Source organism: Rhizobium sp. Root1204 (assembly GCF_001424965.1).
Lineage (GTDB): Bacteria > Pseudomonadota > Alphaproteobacteria > Rhizobiales > Rhizobiaceae > Pararhizobium.
Genome location: NZ_LMCZ01000023.1, coordinates 120,959 through 144,271, shown reverse-complemented (window position 1 = coordinate 144,271; position 23,313 = coordinate 120,959). Strand labels below are relative to the sequence as shown.

The window sequence follows — 23,313 nt, the reverse complement described above, 5'->3', positions numbered from 1 at the left end:
CGGATCAGAAAACCTGGTACCACTTCTTGCCGCTGCCCTTGATCGCGGCTTCCTTCTTGCGGCGGCGCTCCTTGACCTGTTCCGGCTCGCCCAGATCCGCCGTCGCCTCTTCCGGCAGCTTGCGGTATTCGAGCGGCGGGTCGCTGAGGAACCGGCGCTTGTCGGCATAGGCGCCCATCTGGATCTTGCGGGCCTCGCGATAGGCCTGTGTCTGCTCGCTCTTGGTCAAGGCCCGACCGTTGGCACTCGCCTTGGCCAGCGGCGAAACGTAGTTCGGATTATCGGCATTGGCGTCGGCTTCCTCGCGCAGACGCTGGCGCGTGTCTTCCGGCGATTCGAGCCACTGCGGATTGTCTTTGGTCGCCAGGTTTTGCTGCGGCTGCACGAGTTGCGCCGTTTCGCTCGAGGGCGGCAACACCAGGCCGGGGCGCGGCTGATACTTGACGTTGTTGGGATTGGACGGCGCGATGCTGACTGCACTGCCAAGGTCATCGACCAGATGCTCGCCGGCGGTCTTGTCCGTGCCGTAGGTCGGGCCGCCGATGCAGCCGGTCAAGACAAAGCTGCCGGTTACAATGCCGAACAGGCCGGCATACAGTCGAAACTCTCGCGTCATTCCCATGAAAACCCTTCCAGCGGTGCCGGCACGATCGATACTTGAGCGGCATTGCTGCGCCCATGACGGATAAATCCGCCGATTTTCAGGCAGGTTTACCGGATGAACCGCAATTACGCAATTCATCCGGTAAACAATCCCTTAAGAAGCGTATCCGAGCTCGCGAAGCGCAATGGCATCGCGGGCGGAGACATCGGGGAATGCCGGATCGGAGCCGACATCGGCCGTGATGCGCCAGGACCGGGCGCATTTGACGCCTTCGGCAAGCACGGGCTCGACGCTGACTGATGCCAGATCGCCAAGCGAGAAGGCGCCGGCCGGTCCCATGCCCGCAACGATGGTGACGCCGGAAGTGATGCAGATTTCTGCAAAATCCTGACCATCCAATGCCTGCATCAGATCCGCATCGGCAACGTGCACCACCGGGGCCGCTTCCAGCGAAGAGCCGATCCGCTTGTCGCGGCGCTCGATTTCCAGAGCACCGGTGACGGCGCGGCGAACGTCGCGGATCTTCTTCCACTTCTCGGCCAGAGCCTCGTCGCGCCACTCGGCCGGCACGATCGGGAACTGTTCCAGATGCACGGAGACCGCAGACGGATCACGCGACAACCAGGCCTCTTCCGTGGTGAAGGGCAGCATCGGCGCAAGCCAGGTCACGAGGCACTCGAACAGCTTGCGGATGACCGCAAGCGAGGCACGGCGACGCAGGCTCGACGGCGCGTCGCAATAGAGCGCGTCCTTGCGGATATCGAAGTAGAAGGCCGAGAGCTCGACATTCGAGAAGTCGATCAGCGCGCGGGCGATCTTCTTGAAGTCGAAGGCGTCGTAGCCCTCGCGTACCAACTGGTCGAGTTCGGCCAGGCGATGCAGCATCAGGCGTTCGAGTTCGGGCATGTCAGCGAGAGCGATCTCCTCGCCCTTGTCATGGGCGAGCGTGCCGAGCATCCAGCGGATGGTGTTGCGTAGCTTGCGGTACGCATCGACATTGGTCTGGATGATCGTCTTGCCGAGACGCTGGTCCTCCCAATAATCCGTGGTCATGACCCAGAGACGCAGGATATCGGCGCCAGAATCCTTCATCACGTCCTGCGGCGAGACGACGTTGCCAAGCGACTTCGACATCTTCTGGCCCTTTTCGTCCATGGTGAAGCCATGGGTGATGACCGTATCGTAGGGCGCGCGGCCGCGGGTGGCGGCGGATTCGAGCAGCGAGGAATGGAACCAGCCGCGATGCTGGTCGGAACCTTCCAGATAGACGTCCGCCGGCCATTTCAGGTCCGGGCGGTCTTCCAGCGTGAAGGTGTGGGTCGAGCCACTGTCAAACCAGACGTCAAGGATGTCCATGACCTGTGTCCACTTGGATGCGTCATGCTTGTTGCCGAGGAAACGCTCCTTGGCACCGGCGGCAAACCAGGCATCCGCACCTTCGGCATCGAAGGCCTCGAGGATGCGGGCATTGACCTCGGCATCCTGCAGGACATTGCCTTCTTCGTCGGCAAAGACGCAGATCGGCACGCCCCAGGCGCGCTGACGCGACAGAACCCAGTCCGGGCGCTGTTCGATCATGGCGCGCAGGCGGTTCTGGCCGGCAGCCGGCACGAAACGGGTGTCGTCGATCGCGGTCAGGGCGCGGGTGCGCAGCGTCGTGCCGTCCGTCAGGTCCTTGTCCATATAGACGAACCACTGCGGCGTATTGCGGAAGATGATCGGCTTCTTGGAGCGCCAGCTGTGCGGATACTGGTGCTTCAGGCGGCCGCGGGCAAACAGCGCGTTGCGCTCGATCAGCGCCTTGATGACGCGGTCGTTGGCATCACCCTTCTTGCCGTTGTCGTCCATGACGCGGGCGCCCTCAAAACCGGGAGCGTCGGCGGTGTAGGTGCCCGAGTCATCGACCGGGAACGGGATGCGCGTGTCGATGCCACGGGCTTCGAGTTCCTTGACGCCCGACATCCAGGCCTCGAAGTCTTCGCGGCCGTGCGACGGCGCGGTGTGGACGAAGCCAGTACCGGCATCGTCAGTGACGTGATCACCTGGGAGGAGTGGGACGACGAAGTCGTAGCCGAGATCCTTGAGTGGGTGGGCAGCCGTGAGACCCGCAAGATCGTCTGCCGACACGTCGAGCAGACGCTTGAACGTCAGCTTGGACTTGGCGGCGGATTCGTCTGCAAGCGCATCGGCGAAGATCAGCTTCTCGCCCGGACGCGGACCAAAGTCGTTCTCGGCAGCCGTCACTTCGTACAGGCCATAGGAGACCTTCGGCGAATAGGCGACGGCGCGGTTGCCCGGGATCGTCCAGGGCGTAGTCGTCCAGATGACAACATGGGCGCCGACGAGAGCCGGCGCACCGGCAGCCACCGGGAACTTCACCCAGATCGCATCGCTCTCATATTCATGATACTCGACCTCGGCTTCCGCCAGCGCCGTGCGCTCGACAACCGACCACATGATCGGCTTAGAGCCTCGGTAGAGCTGGCCGCTCATGGCGATCTTCAGGAGTTCGCCGGCGATGCGGCTTTCCGCGTGAAAATTCATCGTCAGGTACGGATTGTCGAAATCGCCGATGATGCCGAGGCGCTTGAACTCGTCGCCCTGGATCTTGATCCATTTTTCAGCGTAGGCGCGGCATTCCTTGCGGAACTCGATCATCGCGTCCGGCTGCTTCAGGTCTGGCTTGGCCTTGCCCTTGGCCCGGTAGTTTTCCTCTTCGATCTTCCACTCGATCGGCAGACCGTGGCAATCCCAGCCCGGAACATAGTTACTATCATAGCCGCGCATCTGGAACGAGCGGGTGATGACGTCTTTCAGGATCTTGTTCAGCGCGTGGCCGATGTGGATGTTGCCGTTGGCATAGGGAGGGCCGTCATGCAGGACGAACTTTTCGCGGCCAGCGGCGGAAGCCCGCAGCTTCTTGTAGAGGTCCATCTCACGCCAGCGGGCAACCGTTTCCGGCTCCTTCTGCGGCAGGCCGGCGCGCATCGGAAATTCGGTTTCCGGCAGATAGAGGGTCTTGGAATAATCGAGCTTTTCAACGGTATCGGTCATGGTTTCAGCAATCATATCTGGGCGCGTGTCGCCGCGCGTGCGAACGGGATATCATAAGGGAAACGGTGGCGTTCAGGCCGAACGCCGAAAACCCGGACCTTCCGGCTGCAGTCAGAGCGCTCAGAAGGCCGGGCCAATAATTCGCTGATCACGTATCAATCGACGATATCGGGTCATGGTGGCCGGTTGTTTAAGCGGTTTTTGCGCGAAAAGGAAGATGACAACGGCAAAGTTTCAAAGAACGATATGGTTCATTGTGATGAAACGTAATTTCCACTGCATTATATGATATTGGATCAGATAGCGCATCGCCGATAGCAAGGTCGAAACGGGAGCAACAGATGGTCAAGCGGACATTTTTTGTAAAGGCGGTCTGGGACCCTGAGGCAATGGTGTTTTATTCGGAAAGCGACATCGAAGGTTTCCACATCGAAGCCACCACGATCGACGAGTTCGAAGAGATTATTTTCGGTACGGCGATCGACCTGATTGTGGCGAACCATATCAGCCTGCCCGACCTTGCCGGAACGCCGTTACGTGACCTCATTCCAGCCATTCTCTGGCAGAGACCAGCGTTTCCGGTGGCGGCATAATGGTGCAAGGATACTACAGGCTGGTCTGTGATATCCTCCTTGCCCTCGGCTACGAATATCTAACAAATGCCAAAGGCTCACACGAGAAATGGCAATCGCGTGCCACCGGTAAAATGGTGCTCGTTCCGCGAAATTTGAAAAGCCGCCATACTGCGAACGCCATTCTCAAGACTGCGGGATCCGACCGCAAGCTTTGATACGGCCTCACTGGAAGCGACGAAGCGAACCGTATCGGACAAATCGGATAAGCTGACTCAGTCCTTCGGATTCGCCTGCATTGCGGCGCGCAGTGCATCGTTGATGCGGTCCTGCCAGCCGGGGCCATCGTCCTGGAAATAATGCAACACGGCGCTGTCGAGCTTGATCGACACCAGTTCCTTGGTTTCCGGCAGAGCGCGCTTTTCGACGGCTGGTGCCGGTGCCTTCTTGGCCGGTTTGAACAGGGCCTCTGCAGCATCCATGGCGCTGACGGGCCGGCGGGGCGTGGTAGCCATCGGCATTATCCTTTAGGAATTGGCATCCGGACCGAATGCGATTTTGCTGTCGATCACACTGAGCGGCTTGACGCCGGAAAGCAAGGCGCGGGCTTCCGCATCATCCTGCTTCATCTGCACCACCAGCGGATCGAGACCATCGAACTTCAGCTCATCGCGCAGATGGCCGAAGAAGGAGACCGAACAGATTTCACCATAGAGATCGCCGGAGAAATCGAAGACGAAGGTTTCGAGCAGGGCAATGCCGTCGCTATCGACCGTCGGGCGCTTGCCGAAGCTCGCCACACCATCATGAAGGCTGCCATCGGCGCGGCGGAAGCGCACGGCGTAGATACCGTTGCGCAATTCAACTTCCGGCGGCAGCTGCATGTTGGCGGTGGGATAACCCAGCGTGCGGCCAAGCTTCTTGCCGCCGATGACTTCCGCTTCCACCGTATAGCGGTAGCCGAGCAGACCGGCCGCCTGGGTGACATCGCCCTCGCCCAGCAATCCGCGAATATGGCTGGAGGAGATCACCGAGGCGTTCTCATCCCGAAACGCATCGACCAGCGTCACGCCAAAGCCGTTTTCGCCACCGGCAGCCATGAGGAAGGCAGGGCCGCCTTCCCTGCCCTTGCCGAAATGGAAATCGAAACCGGTGACCACATGGCTCGCATGCAGCCAGTCCATCAGGATGGAGCGGATGAAATCGGATGCGGACAGCTGCGAGAACGTCTTGTCGAACGGATATTCGATGACGGCGGAAAAACCCATGCCTTCAAGGATGCGTGCCTTCAGCGGTGCCGGCGTCAGCCGGAATACCGGCTGGTCCGGCCGGAAGACGCTGCGGGGATGCGGCTCGAAGGTGAGAACCAGCGCCGGAACGCCCCGCGCCTGCGCTTCTTCCAGCGCCCGGTTCAGAACCGATTGATGACCACGATGCACGCCATCGAAATTACCGATGGCGATGACGCCGCCGCGCAGCGCTTCGGGAAGAGGTTCGCGGGTCTCGTTGCGATGAAAAACTGTCATGTCCGTTCGCCAGTCGTCTCTCGTGCGGGCCGATCGCGCCAATCCGTCAAGCCAGTCTCGGCATCCACCATTTTGGCGTGACGCCTTCGTTTTTCAAGAATGCCGTCAGCTTGGATTCGTCGGTCTTTTCACCGGTCATATATTCGGCGGCGTGAATGCCCGCGCTGATATAAAGGACGTCGAGACCGAAATCCTGCGCGCCCTTGACATCCGTCGGCATGCCGTCACCAATCGCGATCACCCGTGACAGGTCGAGCCCGCCGCGCGCGGCCTTGGCTTCCGTCAGGGACGCCCGGTAAATCGGCACATAAGGTTTTCCGGAAATCCGGGTTTCGCCGCCAAGTTCTTCGTAAACCTTGGCAATGGCGCCAGCGCACGGAATGAGCTTGTGGCCACGCTCCACCACCAGATCCGGATTGGCGCAGATGAACGGCACCTTGCGCCTGGCAAGGCCGGTCAGCGTTGCGCGGTAATCCTCGGCAGTCTCGCTTTCGTCGTCAAAAAAGCCGGCGCAGACAATGATCTCGGCCTCCTCGGAGGAAACCATGCTGACGCCCAGGCCTTCGAGCAGCGGCAGGTCCTTTTCGGCGCCGATGAAATAGATCTTCTTCGGGCCGGCCGAAATCAGTGCGCGGGTGACATCGCCTGACGTGACGATCCGGTCATAGGCGCTGTCCGGCACGCCAAGGCCGCGGATCTGGACGATGACGCCGGGATGCGGGCGGGGCGAGTTGGTGATCAACACGACGGTCAGCCCCTTGGCGCGCGCTTCCGTCAGCGCCACGCAGGCGCCTTTGAACGCCTCGACGCCATTGTGCAGCACGCCCCAGACATCGCAGAGCACGACGTCATAACGGCTGGCAATGTCGCGAAAACTGTTGATCCGAACGGCCATGCTGGCTTCCCGCAGAAAAGAAATGGTCGGGCTGACATCGCAGGCAGACGTTAAAAACACAAGTCTCCATGGGAAAAATGGCGGCGGAATTCCAAGGTTTCCGGCGCGCAACGGGATCGAACCACTAAAATCCGCGGATCAGCCAACCGGCGGCCGCGCAGAGGACAAGCGTTGTCACGACGCCGCGCTTGAAGAAAAACAGCAGCGCGGCTGCCAGAAGTGCCAGGCAGAAGGACGGTAGCTGGAAGGTCTGCCAGACGGGGAGCGGCATGGAAACAGGCCCTGCAGCAAAGCGCTCCACGCTGGAAAAGAGAACGTGCAGACCGAACCAGATGGCCAGATTGAGGATAACGCCGGTGACCGCTGCCGAAATGGCCGCCAGCGCGCCGGACAAAGCCCTGTTGTTGCGCAAGGCCTCGACATAAGGAGCGCCCAGAAAAATCCAGAGGAAACAGGGCACGAAAGTCACCCATGTGGCGAGCGTCGCCCCGAGCAGGCCGGACATAAGCGGATCGAGCCCGAGCGGTGCACGGAAGGCCGCCATGAAGCCGACGAAGGACAGTACCAGCACCAACGGTCCCGGCGTAGTTTCGGCCAACGCCAGACCATCCAGCATCTCGCCGGGCTTGAGCCAATGATAGGTCTCGACCGCCTGCTGCGCGACATAGGCAAGAACCGCATAGGCCCCACCGAAGGTCACCACGGCCATCTTGGAGAAGAACAGCCCGATGGCGCTGTAAACGGTGTCAAATCCAAGCATCACACCGATGACGGCGAACGGCGCGATCCACAGCGCCAGCCAGGTGGCAAGAAGCTGAAACGTGCGGCCCCAGCTTGAAGCACCATCGGGAAAGCTGCTGTCGATGACCGACGGTTTATCGGCAAGTATCTGCTTTGCCGCCGCCGCCATGGCTTTTTCGCCAGTTGCGGGCTGCAGGCGCGTGGCAAGATATCCGGCAATGCCGGCCGCCAGCACGACAAGCGGGAATGGCAGATCAAAAAAGAACAGGGCTGCGAAGGCGAACGCTGCAACGATGAGCGCAAAGCGGGTTTTGAGCGCGCGGCGGCCGACGCGGATGACCGCCTCGACGACGATGGCCAGCACCGCCGCCTTCAGCCCGAAGAACAGGCTTGTCAGCCAGTCGGTCTCATGAAACAGCGCATAGGCCGACGACAAGCCGAGGATGACGAAAAAGCCCGGCAAAATGAACAGCAACCCGGCAACGATGCCACCGCGTGTGCCGTGCAGCAGCCAGCCGATATAGGTGGCAAGCTGCTGCGCCTCCGGCCCCGGCAGGAGCATGCAGAAATTCAGCGCATGCAGGAACCGGCTCTCGGAGATCCAGCGGCGTTCCTCCACCAACTCCCTATGCATCAATGCGATCTGCCCGGCCGGGCCGCCAAAACTGAGCAAACCGATCTTCGCCCAGACTTTGGTGGCTTCGCCGAATGTCGGATGCGATGGCGGCAGGATGACGGTTACCGCCTCATTCATGGCCTTTGGCCTTCTTCGCGATGTGCTGCACCCATTCGTGCTTTTCCTGTGTGGCGTCGCGCGCCCAGCGATAGAAGGCATCGTAGAGCGTCATGCCCGCTTCCAGCTGTTCCAGATCGTCGGCGAACATCCGCGAGAAACCGAGCGACGCCGCGAGCAGTCCGGCGGCTTCGGAAACCAGATCGAGCCTGTCGGTGTCGGCGGCGCGGACGATCAGGGCGAGATGCTGAAGTGCCGGAAATGCCAGACCAAATTCCTTGACCATCGTATCGAAGGTGCAGTTCTCTCCCCTGTGGCTCCAGAAGACATTTTCCACATCAAACGGTGTTGCATCGAAACGATCTGCTACGGCCTCAACCTCAGGGGCAGCGACAAAGAGGAATGTCGCGGCCGGATCGACGAAGCGGCGAATCAGCCACGGGCAAGCAATACGATCGATCTTGGGGCGAGAGCGCGTGACCCAGACTGTTCCGCCATTCGTGTTTTCACCCGGTAGGGCAGCGACTGGAACGAGCGGCAGGCGAGCAGCCTGCCAGGCTTCGAATCCGCCTTCCAGCGTCTCTGCCGTGGCACCGGCATTTCTGAGCCATGCAGCGACGCCTTCGGAGAGCTTCTTACCCTTCTGGCAAATCACAACCACCCAGCGACCGCGATAATCCGCCCCCCATCGCCGCACGTCGGCGTAAGGACGCCGGAAAGACGATGGGACAAGAAACGGCTGGGCGGCGAAGTCTTCATCGTCGCGCACATCTATGACGACCGGCCCTTTGGCCGTGCCGATCAGGCGGGCAAGTTTTTCGGTGGAAATAGCGTTATACGAGGCCATGGTTTACGTCCTTTTCGTGGGATTGGACGCGAAGTGATGGCATGACGCCTCGTGGGGCAGTTCGCAGACCCCATGCGCAAGTTAGACAAAAAAGCGGAAACCAAGTCAACCATATTTCCCGATGCAAAGAATCTTGCCGGGCCGTTCTTGACTCACCTCGATGCCGTCCTTATCTCCAAGCCGCTAGCACTCAAGCAATAGGAGTGCTAACATCCATCCATCGGATCGCAAAGACGGTCCGTGAAGTCATTTGATCGAGGGATTAGACAATGACAAGCACCAATTTCCGCCCGCTACATGACCGCGTCGTTGTACGTCGCGTCGAGTCTGAAGCCAAGACCAAGGGCGGCATCATCATTCCGGATACCGCCAAGGAAAAGCCGCAGGAAGGCGAAATCGTCGCTGTTGGCACCGGTACCCGTGACGACAAGGGCACGCTCATCGCGCTCGACGTCAAGGCTGGCGATCGCGTTCTGTTCGGCAAGTGGTCGGGCACCGAAGTCAAGCTCAACGGCGAAGACCTTCTGATCATGAAGGAAGCCGACATCATGGGCATCATCGGCTGATTTAGCCGGTTCCCGCCTTTTCACTTTCCATAAAACCAATTGGGCACCAGCCCGGGAGTTTTTAACATGGCAGCCAAAGAAATTAAGTTCGGCCGTACCGCGCGCGAAAAGATGCTGCGCGGCGTCGACATCCTCGCAGACGCAGTGAAGGTAACGCTGGGTCCTAAGGGCCGCAACGTCATCATCGACAAGTCCTTCGGCGCACCGCGCATCACCAAGGACGGCGTTTCCGTCGCCAAGGAAATCGAACTTGAAGACAAGTTCGAGAACATGGGCGCGCAGATGGTCCGTGAAGTTGCTTCGAAGACCAACGACATCGCCGGCGACGGCACCACGACTGCTACCGTTCTTGCGCAGGCCATCGTTCGCGAAGGCGGCAAGGCCGTTGCAGCCGGCATGAACCCGATGGACCTGAAGCGCGGCATCGACCTCGCAGTCGCAGCCATCGTCAAGGACCTCGTTGCCAAGGCAAAGAAGATCAGCACTTCGGACGAAGTGGCCCAGGTCGGCACGATCTCCGCCAACGGCGAAAAGGAAATCGGCCAGTACATCGCTGAAGCGATGCAGAAGGTCGGCAATGAAGGCGTCATCACGGTTGAAGAAGCCAAGACCGCCGAAACCGAACTCGAAGTCGTCGAAGGCATGCAGTTCGACCGCGGCTACCTCTCGCCCTACTTCGTGACCAACCCGGAAAAGATGGTTGCCGAACTGGAAGACGCTTACATCCTTCTCCATGAGAAGAAGCTCTCCAACCTGCAGGCGATGCTTCCGGTTCTCGAAGCCGTCGTTCAGACCGGCAAGCCGCTCCTCATCATCTCGGAAGACGTTGAAGGCGAAGCTCTTGCTACGCTGGTCGTCAACAAGCTGCGTGGCGGCCTGAAGATCGCTGCCGTCAAGGCTCCTGGCTTCGGCGATCGCCGCAAGGCCATGCTCGAAGACATCGCGATCCTGACCGGTGGCCAGGTCATCTCCGAAGACATCGGCATCAAGCTGGAAAACGTCACGCTCGAAATGCTCGGCCGTGCGAAGAAGGTTTCGATCTCGAAGGAAAACACCACGATCGTCGACGGTTCCGGCAAGAAGGCTGAAATCGAAGGCCGCGTTGCCCAGATCAAGGGCCAGATCGAAGAAACCACTTCGGACTACGACCGCGAAAAGCTGCAGGAACGCCTTGCCAAGCTCGCTGGTGGCGTTGCCGTCATCCGCGTCGGCGGTGCGACTGAAATCGAAGTCAAGGAAAAGAAGGACCGTATCGACGACGCGCTCAACGCAACGCGCGCCGCTGTTCAGGAAGGTATCGTTCCTGGCGGTGGTACGGCTCTGCTCCGCGCCTCGATCGTTCTCGACCTCAAGGGCGCAAACGACGATCAGACCGCCGGTATCAGCATCATCCGCAAGGCACTTCAGTCGCTGGTTCGCCAGATCGCTGAAAACGCAGGCGACGAAGGCTCGATCATCGTTGGCAAGATCCTCGAAAGCAACACCGACAACTTCGGCTACAACGCCCAGACCGGCGAATTTGGCGACATGATCGCCATGGGTATCGTCGATCCGGTCAAGGTTGTCCGTACGGCTCTGCAGAACGCAGCTTCGGTTGCCTCGCTGCTGATCACCACGGAAGCCATGATTGCCGAACTGCCGAAGAAGGAAGCTGCCGGCGGCGGCATGCCTGACATGGGCGGCATGGGTGGCATGGGCGGCATGATGTAATAAGGCGTTTGCCTTATTACCAATGACGACCATCGATCTTTCCGGGTTTCCGGATTGAGAAGGGGCAGGCCGCAAGGTCTGCCCTTTTTTCGTTCGCACCAAACAGAGTTGCGGACGACATCACGCCCCTCCCCTCAGGCGCATTGCACGAACCTCAATATCATGCTCTGATTGTACGGTGACCGAACCGGTGCAATCGGGAATATTTATCTCGGATCACAAAATATTTCTCAAAAGACCATTGAAGCCAGAGAAAAAGCAATTATAACAACGCTCCAAGTGAACCCCAGATTCACAGGGATCAAGAACTTGGACGAATTGACGATAAAGAAGTTCAATTTTTCCGCATTAACTGTCTGCCCAACATTGTTTTGATTCCAGACCGCAATGCCTATAGATTTTCCTTGCCTACAATTTGTTTTGTCTTGCCGGTACACACGCCCAAGACCTGAAAATTGAGTTTTCTATCTTTCTCAGTAAACTACGCCTCGTCATGTATTTGTCGTGTCGTCTAATTCTGTTGAAAAATGGAAGCTGTTTCTTGTGAACACTTACGGGAACGGACGAATGAATTTCGGATTTTGTGAATATACCGGGGTCAGCCTTGTTTAAAATTGCAAGAACAGGCCTTTCACAGCCCCGGGGCGCTGATTCTTTTGCCCGTGGCGAAAGCGAGCTGGATATGCTCGTTCAATTCTGCTCTTCCGAAGGTTGGTCCGGCGACTTGTCGAACGGCCTGTTCCGTCTCGGCGAAAATGCAGCTGCCATGCACGGCCTCAATCAGGCCGAATGCGGCCTGCTCAATCTGATCCGCTGCTATGACAGCGCCGACCGCAATCACGTGCTGGCGCTTTTCGAGCAGGCGGCCACGACCTCGTCGTCCTTCTGCTTTTCGACGACGATCATCCTGGCGTCCGGCCAGAAACAGCCGGTTTTCTGCATTGGCGAATCCACCGGACTGGAACAGCGCTATTCAGGCTCGATCCTCGGCGTGTTCTTCTTCCCGCGCTTCCAGCTGGAAGCACGCAGACACGTTTTCACCCACCATCAATAACCGGCAACAAACGCCGGGAGATTACGGCAGCAGCGTCTTCAGATCGGTCAGCGGGTCTTCGAGAAGGGCCCGGTCGGGCGTCAGGCCGAGATCGAGCAGCTTCTTGCCGGTGACATAGGCTTTCGCGTCGTTGAGCGCATCGACGGCCACCAGCTTGCCCGCCGTGAAATACCAGACCGAAATGCTGCCCTCGCGCTGTCCCTTGCGCACCACCGTCTCGTCATGACCCTGGCCAAAGCCGGCGATCTGCAGCTTCACGTCATACTGATCCGACCAGAACCACGGCTTCGGCGCATAGGGCGCCTCGCCGCCAGCCAGCAGTGCGGCCACCGCTTCGGCCTGATCGACGGCGTTCTGGACGGATTCCAGCCGGATCCGCATGTCTTTCCACGGCAGCACAGCACAATCGCCCATCGCATGGATGGCCGGGTCAGATGTCCGCCCGAAGCAATCGACGACAATACCGTTGGCCACTTCGAGATCGGCGCCGTGAGCCAGCGCATCATTGGCCGTCACGCCGATACCGACAATCACCAGGTCAACCGGAATGGTCGAGCCATCCGTCAGTTCCGCCGCTGTCACCCGGCCACTGGTGCCGACCAAGCGGACGAGGCCAGTGCCTTCGCGGATATCAACGCCGCGCGATGTATGGATGTCCTTGACGAGATAGGAGGTGGCAACGGAGGCAACCCGCTGCAGGATACGATCGGCCATTTCGATGACGGTCACATCAAGCCCGCTCGAGCGCGCCACGGCGGCTGCTTCGAGGCCGATATAACCACCGCCGATGATCAGCGCGCGTTTGCCGGGCTTCATCTCATCGGCAAGGCGATCGGCATCAGTAAAATCGCGCACCACGAAGACACCGTCGAGATCTCCGCCAACACTGGCAGGCAGTTTGCGCGGGGTCGAGCCGGTGGCGAGCGCCAGCACGTCATAGTCCAGCATCGAGCCATCGCTGAGAGTGACGGTCTTGGCAGGCCGGTCAATCGCCGTGACCGACGTGGATAGGCGGATATCGATGTTGTGTTCGGCGTACCAGCTTTCCGGCCGGTAGAGCAGCCGGTCCAGATCCATTTCGCGCAGCAGGTATTTCTTCGACAGAGGCGGGCGTTGATAGGGATGGCTTGCTTCCGCCGCGACGATCGTGATCGGACGCTCGTCCTTCAAGGCCCGCAATTTGGCCACCAACGCAAAGGCGGCCTGACCGCCGCCAACCACAACAAGTCTACCTGTCACGTGTGTTCACCCGTCGAAAATGCTTCTTTTCCCAAGACGTAGCCTGTCCGCCCGAGTGCCGTCAACTCGGACGGACGGCAGCATTTGACGCGATCAGTCGCGCTTGGGGATCTCCATGCCCTTCTGTGCCGCCGGACGGGCAAGGCCGCGATCGACCCATGCCATGACATTCGGGAAACTCTTGTATTCCAGCACGTCGGCGCCGCCGTAGAACTTGCGGGCACCTTCGATCCACGGATAGGTGGCGATATCGGCGATGGTGTACTGATCGCCCATCAGCCACTGACGGCCTTCAAGACGCGTCTCCAGAATGCCGAGAAGCCGCTTGGCCTCATCGCGGTAGCGCTCCATCGGATAGGAATTGTTGGCGACCTTATCGGCTGCGAATTTGAAGAAATGGCCGAACTGGCCGAACATCGGCCCGACGCCGCCCATCTGGAACATCACCCATGCGAGCGTCTCGTAACGTCCGGCCGCATCGGCCGGAATGAGCTTGCCGGTCTTTTCGGCGAGATAGACGAGAATGGCGCCGGATTCGAACAGACCGATCGGCTTTCCGTCCGGACCATTCGGATCGATGATCGCCGGAATGCGGCCATTCGGGTTGAGCGAAACGAATTCCGGTGATTTCTGATCGTTGGTGCCGAAGGAAATCAGATGGGGTTCGTACGCCAGGCCGAGTTCTTCCAGAGCGATGGAAACCTTCACCCCGTTGGGCGTCGGCAACGAGTAGAGCTGAATGATATCAGGGTTTTGGGCGGGCCAGCGGGTGGTGATCGGAAAAGCACTGAGGTCGGCCATGCGGAACTCCTTGTGGTGGGAGTTCGAACATAGGACAGATGTGTCCAGAATGTTAGACTGCCGCATGCATTTGGCCGGAGGTTTTTTAGGACCTGCCCATACATGGCCCTGACGCGCAGGCCTCAGGCGAGCGCGCCGTTTACCGCATCAATGATCTTTGCCACCAGGGGATCACCCGTATGCTCGGCCTTGCGTGCCCGCACCAGGCAGGCCTGCGACCGCAGGATGATGCCATCCGACAGGATCTTCAGATGGTTGGCCTTCAGCGTCGAGCCGGTCGAGGTGATATCGACGATGATATCGGCCGAACCGGAGGCCGGTGCACCTTCTGTAGCGCCGAGGCTTTCGACGATGCGGTAGAGCTGTATCCCATGCTGCGACGAGAAGAACTGCTGGGTCAGGCGCCAGTATTTGGTGGCGATCGCCAAGCGGCGGCCATGACGGGCACGAAAGTCAGCAGCGACATCGCCAAGATCGGCCATGGTATCGACATCGAGCCAGATTTCCGGCACGGCAACGACGACATCGGCATGGCCGAAGCCGAGCCGGGCGCAGAATTCAACGCGCGCATCGGCCTCCGACAGACCCTCGCGGATCAGATCTTCGCCGGTGACGCCGAAATCGATCGAGCCGCTGCCGATTTCGCGGGAAATTTCCGACGCAGAAAGAAAGGCGATCTCGACGTCATCAAGGCCTTCGACACGGCCGCGATAGGAGCGATCGTTGCCGACGGCGACGATCTTCAGGCCCGCTTTTTCGAAGATGGCGGAGGCATCGTCCTTCATCCGGCCCTTGGAGGGCAAGGCTATGGTGATCATCAGTGCTCTCCCCTCACCGCCTCGATCCGGTCGAGCCACAGCGAGAAGCCGACGGCCGGGATGTTTTCCTCGGCACCGAGCAGCGTCAGCATGCCGTCATAGCGGCCGCCACCAGCCAGTACCCGGTGATCGTTGCGCAAGGTGACCTCGAAGACGAGGCCGGTGTAATAATCGAGCGGACGGCCGAAGGCGGCCCGCCAGGTGATATCCGCCAGCTTGACGCCGGCAGCGGTGAAGGCCGCGACGCGGGCATCGAAACGATCGACGGCAGCCTGCAGCGGCAGTCCAGTGCTCTTGGCGAAATCGGCAAGTACACCCGGCGCGTAGCGCAGGCTGACATCGAGCGACAGGAATTCCCGGAGCACATCGAGCTTGCCGGGATCGAGCGAAGTGCCGGCCAGCGCCAGCTTTTCCTTCAACCGGAAGGCTATTTCCTTCGGTGAGCGGCTGGCATTGGTGAGATAGCCGGTCGCCTCCATCACACCGTCGATATGGGCAACGAGACCTTGCTCATCCCCCTTGGCGAGCAGCGCTTCGACCTCGGCGCCAAGGCCGGCAACCTGCTCGGGCTTTGCCAGCCGCAGCATCAGGGCTTCCAGCTGCGTCTGCTCGCCGAAGGCACGGATCAGGCGTTTCTGCCAGCCGCCGGGCAGGCCGAGCGCTGCGACGACCGCTTCGAACATCGCCTGATCACCCATGGTGACGGCAAACGGCCGCTCTGGCAGAAGCCGGCCGAGGATCGTCACGGCATCGGCCACAGCGCGAGCATCGGCGCTCGCCGCATCGCGGGTACCGAGATCCTCGATGCCAGCCTGATAAAACTCGCTGCCGCCTTCGCGGCGCTGGCGGAAGACTTCGCCGAGATAGGAATAACGCTTCGGTGTCCCGGTCGCGGTTTCGATATGGCGCATGCAGACGGGAATGGTGAATTCCGGGCGCAGGCACAGGTTTTCGCCGGTCTCGCTCTGGGTGAGGAAGATACGGCGGCGCAGATCCTCCCCGGCCATGTCGAGGAAGGGTTCGGCCGGCTGGATAACGGGGGTGTCGACACGCAGCGTTCCCAGCCGCTCGAAATCGGCCAGAAGGTCAGCGGCGAAGGCTGGGAGGTTGATCAGGGGCATGGGAAACTCGCAACGCAGGTGGGTGCGGGAATGCCCCTCCCCAACCCTCCCCACAAGGGGGAGGGAGTTAATTTGCTGAACCGACCGTTCTGCATATCCAAAACTCTGGGAATGACAGCTCGCAAGCCGTCACCTAGCTTCGCTCTCGATGGCAACTTGCGGTCGGTTGTTGTGGTGAATGATATTGTCGGCGCGTACAAAACCACTCCCTCCCCCTTGTGGGGAGGGTTGGGGAGGGGTCTGATTACCGGCGCAACCTTACACATCTTAGCCGCGCGCCCGGTCTTCCGCCTGCTCGGCCAGCATTTCACGGACCTTGGCGACGAGGTCACCTTCCGGCACCGAGACCTGCGCCACGCGGGCTTCGCGCCAGGTGGTGTTGTCCTCGATCTCGCCGGACAGGCGCTTGCCTTCGATCAGGTCCTTGATCTGCACGAGGCCCTGTGCGCGTTCATCGCCGCCCTGGATGATGGCAAGCGGCGAGCCGCGGCGGTCGGCATATTTCAGCTGGTCGCCAAAGTTCTTCTTGTTGCCCTGATACATTTCGGCCCGAATGCCAGCGTGGCGCAGCGCCTGTGTGAACTGCTGGTACTTGCCGAGGCTTTCGGTGTCGCGGTCCATAACGCAGACAACGACCGGGGCAATGACCTCTTCCATACCGAGCTTGCCGAGGTTCTTCAGCGCCGTCATGAGGCGCGAGACGCCGATGGAAAAGCCGGTGGCCGGCACCGGCTGGCCCATGAAGCGAGAGACGAGCCCATCATAGCGGCCACCGCCGCCGACCGAGCCGAAGACGACCTTTTCACCCTTTTCGTTGGTGACGGCGAACTGCAGTTCGGCTTCGAAAACGGGTCCCGTGTAATATTCGAGACCACGGACGACGGATGGGTCGATCTTGATGCGGCCGGAATCGTAACCGGCGCTTGTCACCAGGCTGCCGATTAGGTTCAATTCTTCAACGCCCTCAGCGCCTTTCGACGTTCCGGCAACCAGCGCGGCCAGATCGGCGGCGCTTGCCGCATAGTCGGTGATGCCGATGAAGAAGATCACCTTGGCGATCTGGTCTTCATTCAGCCCAGCTCCCTTGGTGAAATCGCCACTCTCGTCCTTGCGGCCAGGGCCGAGCAGCAGCTTGACGCCCTCCGGACCGAACTTATCGAGCTTGTCGATGGCACGCAGCACGGTCAGCCGTGCATTGGCATTTTCGTCGCCGCCAAGACCAATGGCTTCGAGCACACCATCAAGTACCTTGCGGTTGTTGACCCGGATCACATAGTCGCCGCGGGCAATGCCCAGCGCTTCCATCGTGTCGGCCATCATCATGCACATTTCGGCATCCGCCTGGACACCCGCGGCGCCAACCGTATCGGCGTCAAACTGCATGAACTGACGGAAGCGGCCGGGGCCTGGCTTTTCGTTGCGGAAAACGTAGCCGGCGCGATAGGTGCGGTAGGGCAGCTGGATATCGTTGAAATTTTCCGCAACATGGCGGGCGAGCGGCGCCGTCAGGTCGTAGCGGGCGCTCATCCACTGTTCGTCGTCATCCTGCAGCGAGAACACACCTTCGTTCGGACGGTCGCTGTCGGGCAGGAATTTGCCGAGCGCGTCGGTATATTCGAACAACGGCGTTTCGACCGGATCGAAACCGTAACGCTCGTAGACTTCGCGGATCTTCGCAGTCATCTCATCGACGGCGCGAATGTCCGCGGCGGAGCGATCGACGAAACCACGCGGCAGGCGGGCCTTCAGCTTCTGTGGCTTCTTCTTTTTGTCGTTCATGGCAACAGCACTTTCAGCGTCGATCGGTCATGTCCGATCCGTCATGGCAATTGGCGCTTTCCCTAGCCGATCAAGGCCAAGGCGGCAAGTCTTTGCGCTGACGGCACGGGCCTAAAGCGGCTGTGACAGCATATCCCAGGTATGAACGATCGTGCCCTCTGTCATCGGCGCTTCGGCCGCGGGAATGAGGATCGAATGGCTATCGCCGCGGATGACGCCTCTGACTTCCGACTGGAAGCTCATCCGCTTGAATTGCACGAACCCATCGGGAATGCTGGTCACCGACATCGCCGCACCGCTGTAGAAATCGATGCTGGCGAGTTCGCCGGATTTTAGGCTCGCAACGATTGCCTGATCCTCGATGAAATCGTGGTAGAGACCGGTCATGTAGCGGCGGATGCTTTTGCCGACCATCGTCCGCATGAGCGGTGTATCGATAAACTCCTGCCGGGAGCCGGCGAGATAGCGGATATCTTCCCCTTCCCAGAGATTGCGGCTGTCCTTGGCTGACAGGATCGATCGCAGCAGAGCCCTTTCCGTATGCGCATCGGCACGGCGCAGAAAATCGACGATGGCGCCGATGGCGCGCAGGTCAGGCGTACACGCGCCGCGCTCCCACCGGGACACCGTTGGCAGAGAAAAGCCGAGCTTCCAGGCAATGTCTGCCTGGGTCAGCCCAGCCTTCAGCCGGTAGGCCTGTAATTGCTGGATCAATTCGCCCTGAATGAGATTCACCGAATGCGCCCTTTCATGAAATCAAGAGTTGTATTCGGTAATTTCTATGAGCTAAAGGGAGAATCAATGATCAATTGCCGCCGTTTCGGCGAAAGCTTTTGTCGACTATTTTTTGAAACCATGAAGACCAATTTCTGCTGATTACAACGCTGTGACGCATCGTGAGATCAGCGCTTTTCCGGTTGCCGGTAAAGCGCTTTTTGATGGGGGCGCCGAACACGGTGCAGAAAGTGTCTCAGACGTGAAAATGCTGCATCCAGGCGGCCATTGAAAATGGAATAGCATGCTCAGATTCGTGAAACCGGGCTTCGGTACGATCCTTCCCGAGGACGCTCGCGCCCACGAAGGATGGATCGCCGAACTCACCGGCCATGACTATGTCATCGAAGGGTGGCACTGTGATCTTTCAACCGGCATCTTCTCCGTCGGCGAGATGACGCAGCATATTCACGCGCTTGAGCAGAATCTTTGCGGGTTGCTGGACATCATTCGCGGATATGCGGAAAACCATCGCAAGATCGTGCTGGCTATTCTCGAAGAAGCCACGGCTACGGCATCATCCTTCTGTTATTGCACGGATATTGCGGATGCCTCCATTGGCCCGCTCTACTGCATCGGAACGTCGTCGATCGATGCGGTGGCCGCTACCGGCCGTATGCAGGGCGTCTTTGCATTTTCAAACCTTGAGCGCTAACTGGACGCTCCGCCCAAAAAAGTCTGTGCCGCCAGCCTTTTAATCGACATCGACAGCCTCTATCTGTGTGTTATGCGTCTCGCCGTCCTTACCCTTGCTCTCTTCTGCGCCTTGATCAGCGGCTGGACGGCCGCGCTTGCCCAGGTCCAGGGCCTGAATGGCAATGGCACGGGTCACCATGGGATGACTTCGACCCATCACGCGGTTTCGGCGCATGCCAGCGAGCATAGTTGCGCGGCAGCAAAGTCCTGCTCCCATCAGCCGAAAATGGTGCATCCGATATCCTGTTCGGCCTGTTTTGCCGTTGTCCTGAATGTGCACGGCATCGACCGGATCGAGCTTCCCGCCAGTACTGTGCTTCCCGCATTGCAAAAGCCAATGCTGGCGACGACCCTCAAGCCGCGTTTCCCGCCTCCCAAGACCTCTCTCTCGTTTTCCTGAATACGGGCCAAAGCCCGCATATTGCGATTTCAAGAGATGAAAGAGAGCACATCATGTCTCTGAGAATGATCACGGCTGCAACCTTGCTGGCCATTACCTTCACCACTCCCCTTGCCGCCCAGGAAATGGATCACAGCAAGATGAACCATGGCGCCATGACAATGGACGGCATGGCACAGCCGAAGGGCGACACAGGCCCTTCCAGCACGGCCTTTGCCGAGGCCAATGCGAAGATGCACGGCGGCATGGATATTGTCTTTACCGGCAACGCCGATGTCGACTTCGTCCGCGGCATGATCGCCCATCATCAGGGCGCGATCGACATGGCCAAGATCGAGCTTCAGTACGGCAAGGATGCCGAACTGCGTAAATTGGCAGAGGGCGTCATTTCCGCCCAGGAAGCGGAGATCAAGACGATGACGGAGTGGCTCGCCAAGAACGGCGGCTGATCCCTGAAGCAGGGCGCCGGAGCCTGTCTCCGGCGCCTACCCACCATCCGCTTGACGAATATTGACCGAAAGCATCCTTCGGCACATAATTTCCTCCAGTGTGTGGGAGGACGTCATGAAGGTATTCAAGAATATCGCAGGCATCGTCATCATCTTGCTCGGCGGCCTTTGGATGCTGCAAGGTTCCAACATCATTCCCGGCATGGCCATGTCCGGCAACGGCGAATGGCTGGTGATCGGCGCCATGCTGGTGATCTTCGCCATCGGGCTGCTCTACCAGAACAACAGGCCCGCCACCCGGCTGCACGGCATGCCCGACGATCTCTTTTAGGTCACGTCCGTCTGAGGCGAGATATCTAGGGCCGAACGAACGCCCGCCGCAGGTCTTCAATCCTGCCGCGGCAGTAGCAGCCCTCGATGTGGTCGTTGACGAGGCCCATCGCCTGCATGAAGGCATAGACAGTGGTCGGCCCGACAAAGGTCCAGCCGCGCTTTTTCAAATCCTTTGATATCAGCGTCGAGGTCGGCGTGGTCGGGTTGGCGGCGATCGCCTCCCAGGTGACGACCTTCGGCCGCTCGTTGCCGCCCGGCTCGTGGCTCCAGAAATAGCGCGCCAGCGAGCCGAACTCGGCCTTCAGTTCCTGCGCCCGTTTGGCATTGTTGATGGTCGAGACGATCTTGCCGCGATGGCGCACGATCCCGGTATCGGCAAGGCAGCGGGCAATGTCGTCATCGCCAAATTGTGCCACAACATCGAAATCAAAGCCGGCAAAGGCTGCGCGAAACGCCTCGCGCTTGCGCAGGATGGTCAGCCAGGAGAGACCGGACTGGAAGCCTTCGAGGCATATCTTTTCAAACAGCCGGATATCATCGGCCATCGGCTTGCCCCACTCCTCGTCATGGTAGCGCTGATAGTCTGCCAGATTGGCATGCCAGCCGCAGCGGTCAACGCCGTCCTCTCCGGTGATGATACCCTTTGCCGTCATGCGTTTCTCCCTGAATTCTCTCGTTTTACCAATTGCCAACCATAGTCCTAAAGCCGGCGATAACCCTACCCAACGCTTTATCCGGACGCGCGGCTTTTAATGAGCCGGTATTTACCATTCGGTTGCTGCCGGGTGCCACGATCCCTCCATTCCGCCAATGTTTTTTTGGCGTCCATGCCGCTCGTCATCCGCCTTCACCGCGGACGGCGAAGCTGTGAGTTTCCGGCGAAAGGTAGTGAGTCCGTCCGATGATGAAGAAAACCCTGATCCTTGCCACATCCATGCTCGTTGCGTTTACCAGTCTTGCCGAGGCGCAGGACCGCTACCAGAACCGGCCCCCGGTCGTCATCAGCCCGGACCTGACCGCTCCCTGGGTGACCCAGCTGGGCGGCAAGCCCGAGCGTGTCGTCTATCGCCAGCAGCGGCCTATCGCGGTTCAACAGCCGGCCGCCACCCGAAAACAGTATCTGTTTCAAAAGCGTGTCCAGCGTTCCGGCGCCGGTGTCGCGCAGCCGGTGGCGATGACCCGTGCCCAGCGGCCGGTGCGCCAGCTGGATCCGCAATTCCTGCCGCAGACCGTTGCCTATGACAGCAAGGAGAAGGTCGGCACGATCGTCATCGATACCAACAACCGCTTCCTTTATCTGGTGACCGGCAATGGCGAGGCCCGCCGCTACGGCGTCGGCGTCGGCAAGCCGGGTTTCGAATGGGCCGGCGCCCACAAGGTGACCCGCAAGGCGGAGTGGCCGAACTGGACGCCGCCAGCCGAAATGCGCGCCCGCGAGGCGGCCAAGGGGCACTACCTTCCTGTCCGCATGGACGGCGGTCCGGAAAACCCGCTCGGCGCACGCGCCATGTATCTCGGCTCGACACTCTACCGCATCCACGGAACCAATGCGCCCTGGACGATCGGCTACGCTGTTTCCTCGGGTTGCATCCGCATGCGTAACGAGGACGTCACCGATCTCTACGAACGCGTGAAGGTCGGCACCAAAGTCGTCGTCATCTAAGCTCTTGTTGACCCGCCGGAGGGCCACATCGTGGCCTTTCGGCAACAGGGGTTCCCTGGGTTACAGCCCGACCGATCACATTTGCCCTAACCAGAACCCGTAAGACTTGCGTAAAACGCGATATTCAATAGCGTTTCGCAACTGGGGACAGGATGAGGGAAACTGCCTATGAAATATGCCTTGCAGACATTGGCCGCGATGGGGTTTGCAGCCGCGGTTACTTTTGGCGCCTCAAGCGCATCGGCTTTCATGCCGGGCGAACCGGCAGGGGCAAAGTCCAACTCCGACGTCACGCTGGTGGCGGCAGAGAAGAAGCCGGCCCAAAAGTTCTGGCGCACCAAGGTGCGGCTGAGCACGGATGAAGCGCCCGGCACCATCATCGTCGATACCAATAACAAGTATCTCTATTACATCGAAGGCCCGAACCGGGCGACCCGCTACGGTATCGGCGTCGGCCGCGAAGGCTTTGGCTGGTCGGGCGTCGTCAAGGTACAGCGCAAGGCCGAATGGCCGGGCTGGACACCGCCGAAGGAAATGATCGCCCGCGAGGCCAAGAAGGGCCATATCCTTCCGGCCTTCCAGGAAGGCGGCATCGACAATCCGCTCGGCGCACGCGCGCTCTATCTGTACAAGGGCAAGAACGATTCCGGCTTCCGTATCCACGGCACCAACCAGCCCTGGACGATCGGCCTCAACATGTCGTCCGGCTGCATCCGCATGATGAACAAGGACGTCGAGCATCTGTACGAACGCGCTTCGATCGGCACCAAGGTGATCGTCATCGGCCCCGGCAACAAGCAGGGCAACGTGTCCTACAATGACCGCGGCGTCGATATCCTGCGGACGATCTTTGGCGGCTGAGGGTCACCGCAGCCTCCCTCTTCTCCCCAGCGGGGAGAAGTGCCGAGCGTAGCGAGGCGATGAGGGGGATGCTTCGG

The 23,313-nt window shown here is 59.9% G+C and carries 24 protein-coding genes; 9 read left to right on the top strand and 15 right to left on the bottom strand.

Features of this window, described 5'->3' with window-relative positions; translation table 11 throughout:
- Positions 1-4: 4 nt before the first annotated feature.
- Positions 5-622 carry a hypothetical protein gene (locus ASC96_RS19310; RefSeq protein WP_060504750.1) on the bottom strand — a complete coding sequence of 206 codons (618 nt, stop codon included), beginning with the start codon at positions 620-622 and terminating at the stop codon, positions 5-7.
- A gap of 135 nt (positions 623-757) precedes the next feature.
- Positions 758-3,658, bottom strand: a complete 2,901-nt coding sequence (ileS, locus tag ASC96_RS19305; RefSeq protein ID WP_060504884.1) for an isoleucine--tRNA ligase — start codon at positions 3,656-3,658, stop codon at positions 758-760.
- A gap of 341 nt (positions 3,659-3,999) precedes the next feature.
- Between ileS and ASC96_RS19300 the strand changes: the two genes are divergently transcribed.
- Complete coding sequence (locus ASC96_RS19300) at positions 4,000-4,251, top strand: DUF1902 domain-containing protein (protein ID WP_060504749.1); 252 nt, start codon at positions 4,000-4,002, stop codon at positions 4,249-4,251.
- Between the two features lie 254 nt (positions 4,252-4,505).
- Here the strand turns inward: ASC96_RS19300 and ASC96_RS19290 are convergent, their stop codons facing one another.
- From ASC96_RS19290 to ASC96_RS19270, 5 genes are all read right to left on the bottom strand, one after another.
- Entirely contained in the window at positions 4,506-4,745 is a 240-nt protein-coding gene (locus ASC96_RS19290; protein WP_060504747.1) for a BrnA antitoxin family protein, read from the bottom strand.
- A gap of 12 nt (positions 4,746-4,757) precedes the next feature.
- On the bottom strand, positions 4,758-5,756 hold the full coding sequence (locus tag ASC96_RS19285) for a bifunctional riboflavin kinase/FAD synthetase (RefSeq protein ID WP_060504746.1): 999 nt from the start codon (positions 5,754-5,756) through the stop codon (positions 4,758-4,760).
- Between the two features lie 46 nt (positions 5,757-5,802).
- Positions 5,803-6,651: a TIGR01459 family HAD-type hydrolase gene (locus ASC96_RS19280; protein WP_060504745.1), complete on the bottom strand. Its 849-nt coding sequence runs from the start codon at positions 6,649-6,651 to the stop codon at positions 5,803-5,805.
- Between the two features lie 124 nt (positions 6,652-6,775).
- Positions 6,776-8,146: a chromate efflux transporter gene (chrA, locus tag ASC96_RS19275; protein ID WP_060504744.1), complete on the bottom strand. Its 1,371-nt coding sequence runs from the start codon at positions 8,144-8,146 to the stop codon at positions 6,776-6,778.
- Positions 8,139-8,972 carry a sulfurtransferase/chromate resistance protein gene (locus ASC96_RS19270; protein ID WP_060504743.1) on the bottom strand — a complete coding sequence of 278 codons (834 nt, stop codon included), beginning with the start codon at positions 8,970-8,972 and terminating at the stop codon, positions 8,139-8,141. The genes chrA and ASC96_RS19270 overlap by 8 nt, the downstream gene beginning before the upstream one ends.
- Before the next feature lie 269 nt (positions 8,973-9,241).
- Between ASC96_RS19270 and groES the strand changes: the two genes are divergently transcribed.
- From groES to ASC96_RS19255, 3 genes are all read left to right on the top strand, one after another.
- Positions 9,242-9,538 carry a co-chaperone GroES gene (gene groES / locus ASC96_RS19265; protein WP_037105991.1) on the top strand — a complete coding sequence of 99 codons (297 nt, stop codon included), beginning with the start codon at positions 9,242-9,244 and terminating at the stop codon, positions 9,536-9,538.
- A 66-nt stretch (positions 9,539-9,604) separates the two neighbouring features.
- On the top strand, positions 9,605-11,248 hold the full coding sequence (gene groL, locus ASC96_RS19260) for a chaperonin GroEL (RefSeq protein WP_060504742.1): 1,644 nt from the start codon (positions 9,605-9,607) through the stop codon (positions 11,246-11,248).
- A 604-nt stretch (positions 11,249-11,852) separates the two neighbouring features.
- Positions 11,853-12,302, top strand: coding sequence for a hypothetical protein (locus tag ASC96_RS19255; RefSeq protein WP_060504741.1), 450 nt, complete (start codon positions 11,853-11,855; stop codon positions 12,300-12,302).
- A 21-nt stretch (positions 12,303-12,323) separates the two neighbouring features.
- On the opposite strand, the gene ASC96_RS19250 is transcribed toward ASC96_RS19255, so the two are convergent.
- The 6 genes from ASC96_RS19250 to ASC96_RS19225 form a co-directional block, all read right to left on the bottom strand.
- Positions 12,324-13,541: an FAD-dependent oxidoreductase gene (locus tag ASC96_RS19250; protein WP_060504740.1), complete on the bottom strand. Its 1,218-nt coding sequence runs from the start codon at positions 13,539-13,541 to the stop codon at positions 12,324-12,326.
- 93 nt (positions 13,542-13,634) lie between these two features.
- Positions 13,635-14,342: a glutathione binding-like protein gene (locus ASC96_RS19245; RefSeq protein WP_060504739.1), complete on the bottom strand. Its 708-nt coding sequence runs from the start codon at positions 14,340-14,342 to the stop codon at positions 13,635-13,637.
- A 122-nt stretch (positions 14,343-14,464) separates the two neighbouring features.
- The gene (gene hisG, locus ASC96_RS19240; protein ID WP_060504883.1) at positions 14,465-15,163 is read right to left on the bottom strand and encodes an ATP phosphoribosyltransferase; all 699 of its coding nucleotides are present in this window, start codon (positions 15,161-15,163) and stop codon (positions 14,465-14,467) included.
- The gene (locus ASC96_RS19235; protein WP_060504738.1) at positions 15,160-16,281 is read right to left on the bottom strand and encodes an ATP phosphoribosyltransferase regulatory subunit; all 1,122 of its coding nucleotides are present in this window, start codon (positions 16,279-16,281) and stop codon (positions 15,160-15,162) included. Before ASC96_RS19235 ends, hisG begins: the two co-directional genes overlap by 4 nt.
- Positions 16,282-16,548: 267 nt before the next feature.
- Positions 16,549-18,060, bottom strand: coding sequence for a histidine--tRNA ligase (hisS, locus tag ASC96_RS19230; protein WP_060504737.1), 1,512 nt, complete (start codon positions 18,058-18,060; stop codon positions 16,549-16,551).
- A gap of 111 nt (positions 18,061-18,171) precedes the next feature.
- The gene (locus ASC96_RS19225; RefSeq protein WP_060504736.1) at positions 18,172-18,795 is read right to left on the bottom strand and encodes a helix-turn-helix transcriptional regulator; all 624 of its coding nucleotides are present in this window, start codon (positions 18,793-18,795) and stop codon (positions 18,172-18,174) included.
- Positions 18,796-19,078: 283 nt separating this feature from the next.
- Between ASC96_RS19225 and ASC96_RS19220 the strand changes: the two genes are divergently transcribed.
- The gene (locus ASC96_RS19220) at positions 19,079-19,489 is read left to right on the top strand and encodes a hypothetical protein (RefSeq protein WP_060504735.1); all 411 of its coding nucleotides are present in this window, start codon (positions 19,079-19,081) and stop codon (positions 19,487-19,489) included.
- 39 nt (positions 19,490-19,528) lie between these two features.
- Here the strand turns inward: ASC96_RS19220 and ASC96_RS32830 are convergent, their stop codons facing one another.
- Positions 19,529-19,669, bottom strand: coding sequence for a hypothetical protein (locus ASC96_RS32830; RefSeq protein ID WP_156393799.1), 141 nt, complete (start codon positions 19,667-19,669; stop codon positions 19,529-19,531).
- 326 nt (positions 19,670-19,995) lie between these two features.
- Between ASC96_RS32830 and ASC96_RS19210 the strand changes: the two genes are divergently transcribed.
- The gene (locus ASC96_RS19210; protein ID WP_244482200.1) at positions 19,996-20,379 is read left to right on the top strand and encodes a DUF305 domain-containing protein; all 384 of its coding nucleotides are present in this window, start codon (positions 19,996-19,998) and stop codon (positions 20,377-20,379) included.
- 115 nt (positions 20,380-20,494) lie between these two features.
- On the top strand, positions 20,495-20,710 hold the full coding sequence (locus tag ASC96_RS19205; protein ID WP_060504732.1) for a hypothetical protein: 216 nt from the start codon (positions 20,495-20,497) through the stop codon (positions 20,708-20,710).
- Between the two features lie 25 nt (positions 20,711-20,735).
- Here the strand turns inward: ASC96_RS19205 and ASC96_RS19200 are convergent, their stop codons facing one another.
- A complete protein-coding gene (locus tag ASC96_RS19200; protein WP_060504731.1) occupies positions 20,736-21,365 on the bottom strand; it encodes a DNA-3-methyladenine glycosylase I in 630 nt (209 codons plus the stop codon).
- Between the two features lie 248 nt (positions 21,366-21,613).
- On the opposite strand from ASC96_RS19200, the gene ASC96_RS19195 reads away from it, so the two are divergent.
- Entirely contained in the window at positions 21,614-22,375 is a 762-nt protein-coding gene (locus ASC96_RS19195; RefSeq protein ID WP_060504730.1) for a L,D-transpeptidase, read from the top strand.
- Between the two features lie 168 nt (positions 22,376-22,543).
- Positions 22,544-23,236, top strand: a complete 693-nt coding sequence (locus ASC96_RS19190) for a L,D-transpeptidase (protein WP_060504729.1) — start codon at positions 22,544-22,546, stop codon at positions 23,234-23,236.
- Positions 23,237-23,313 lie beyond the last annotated feature (77 nt).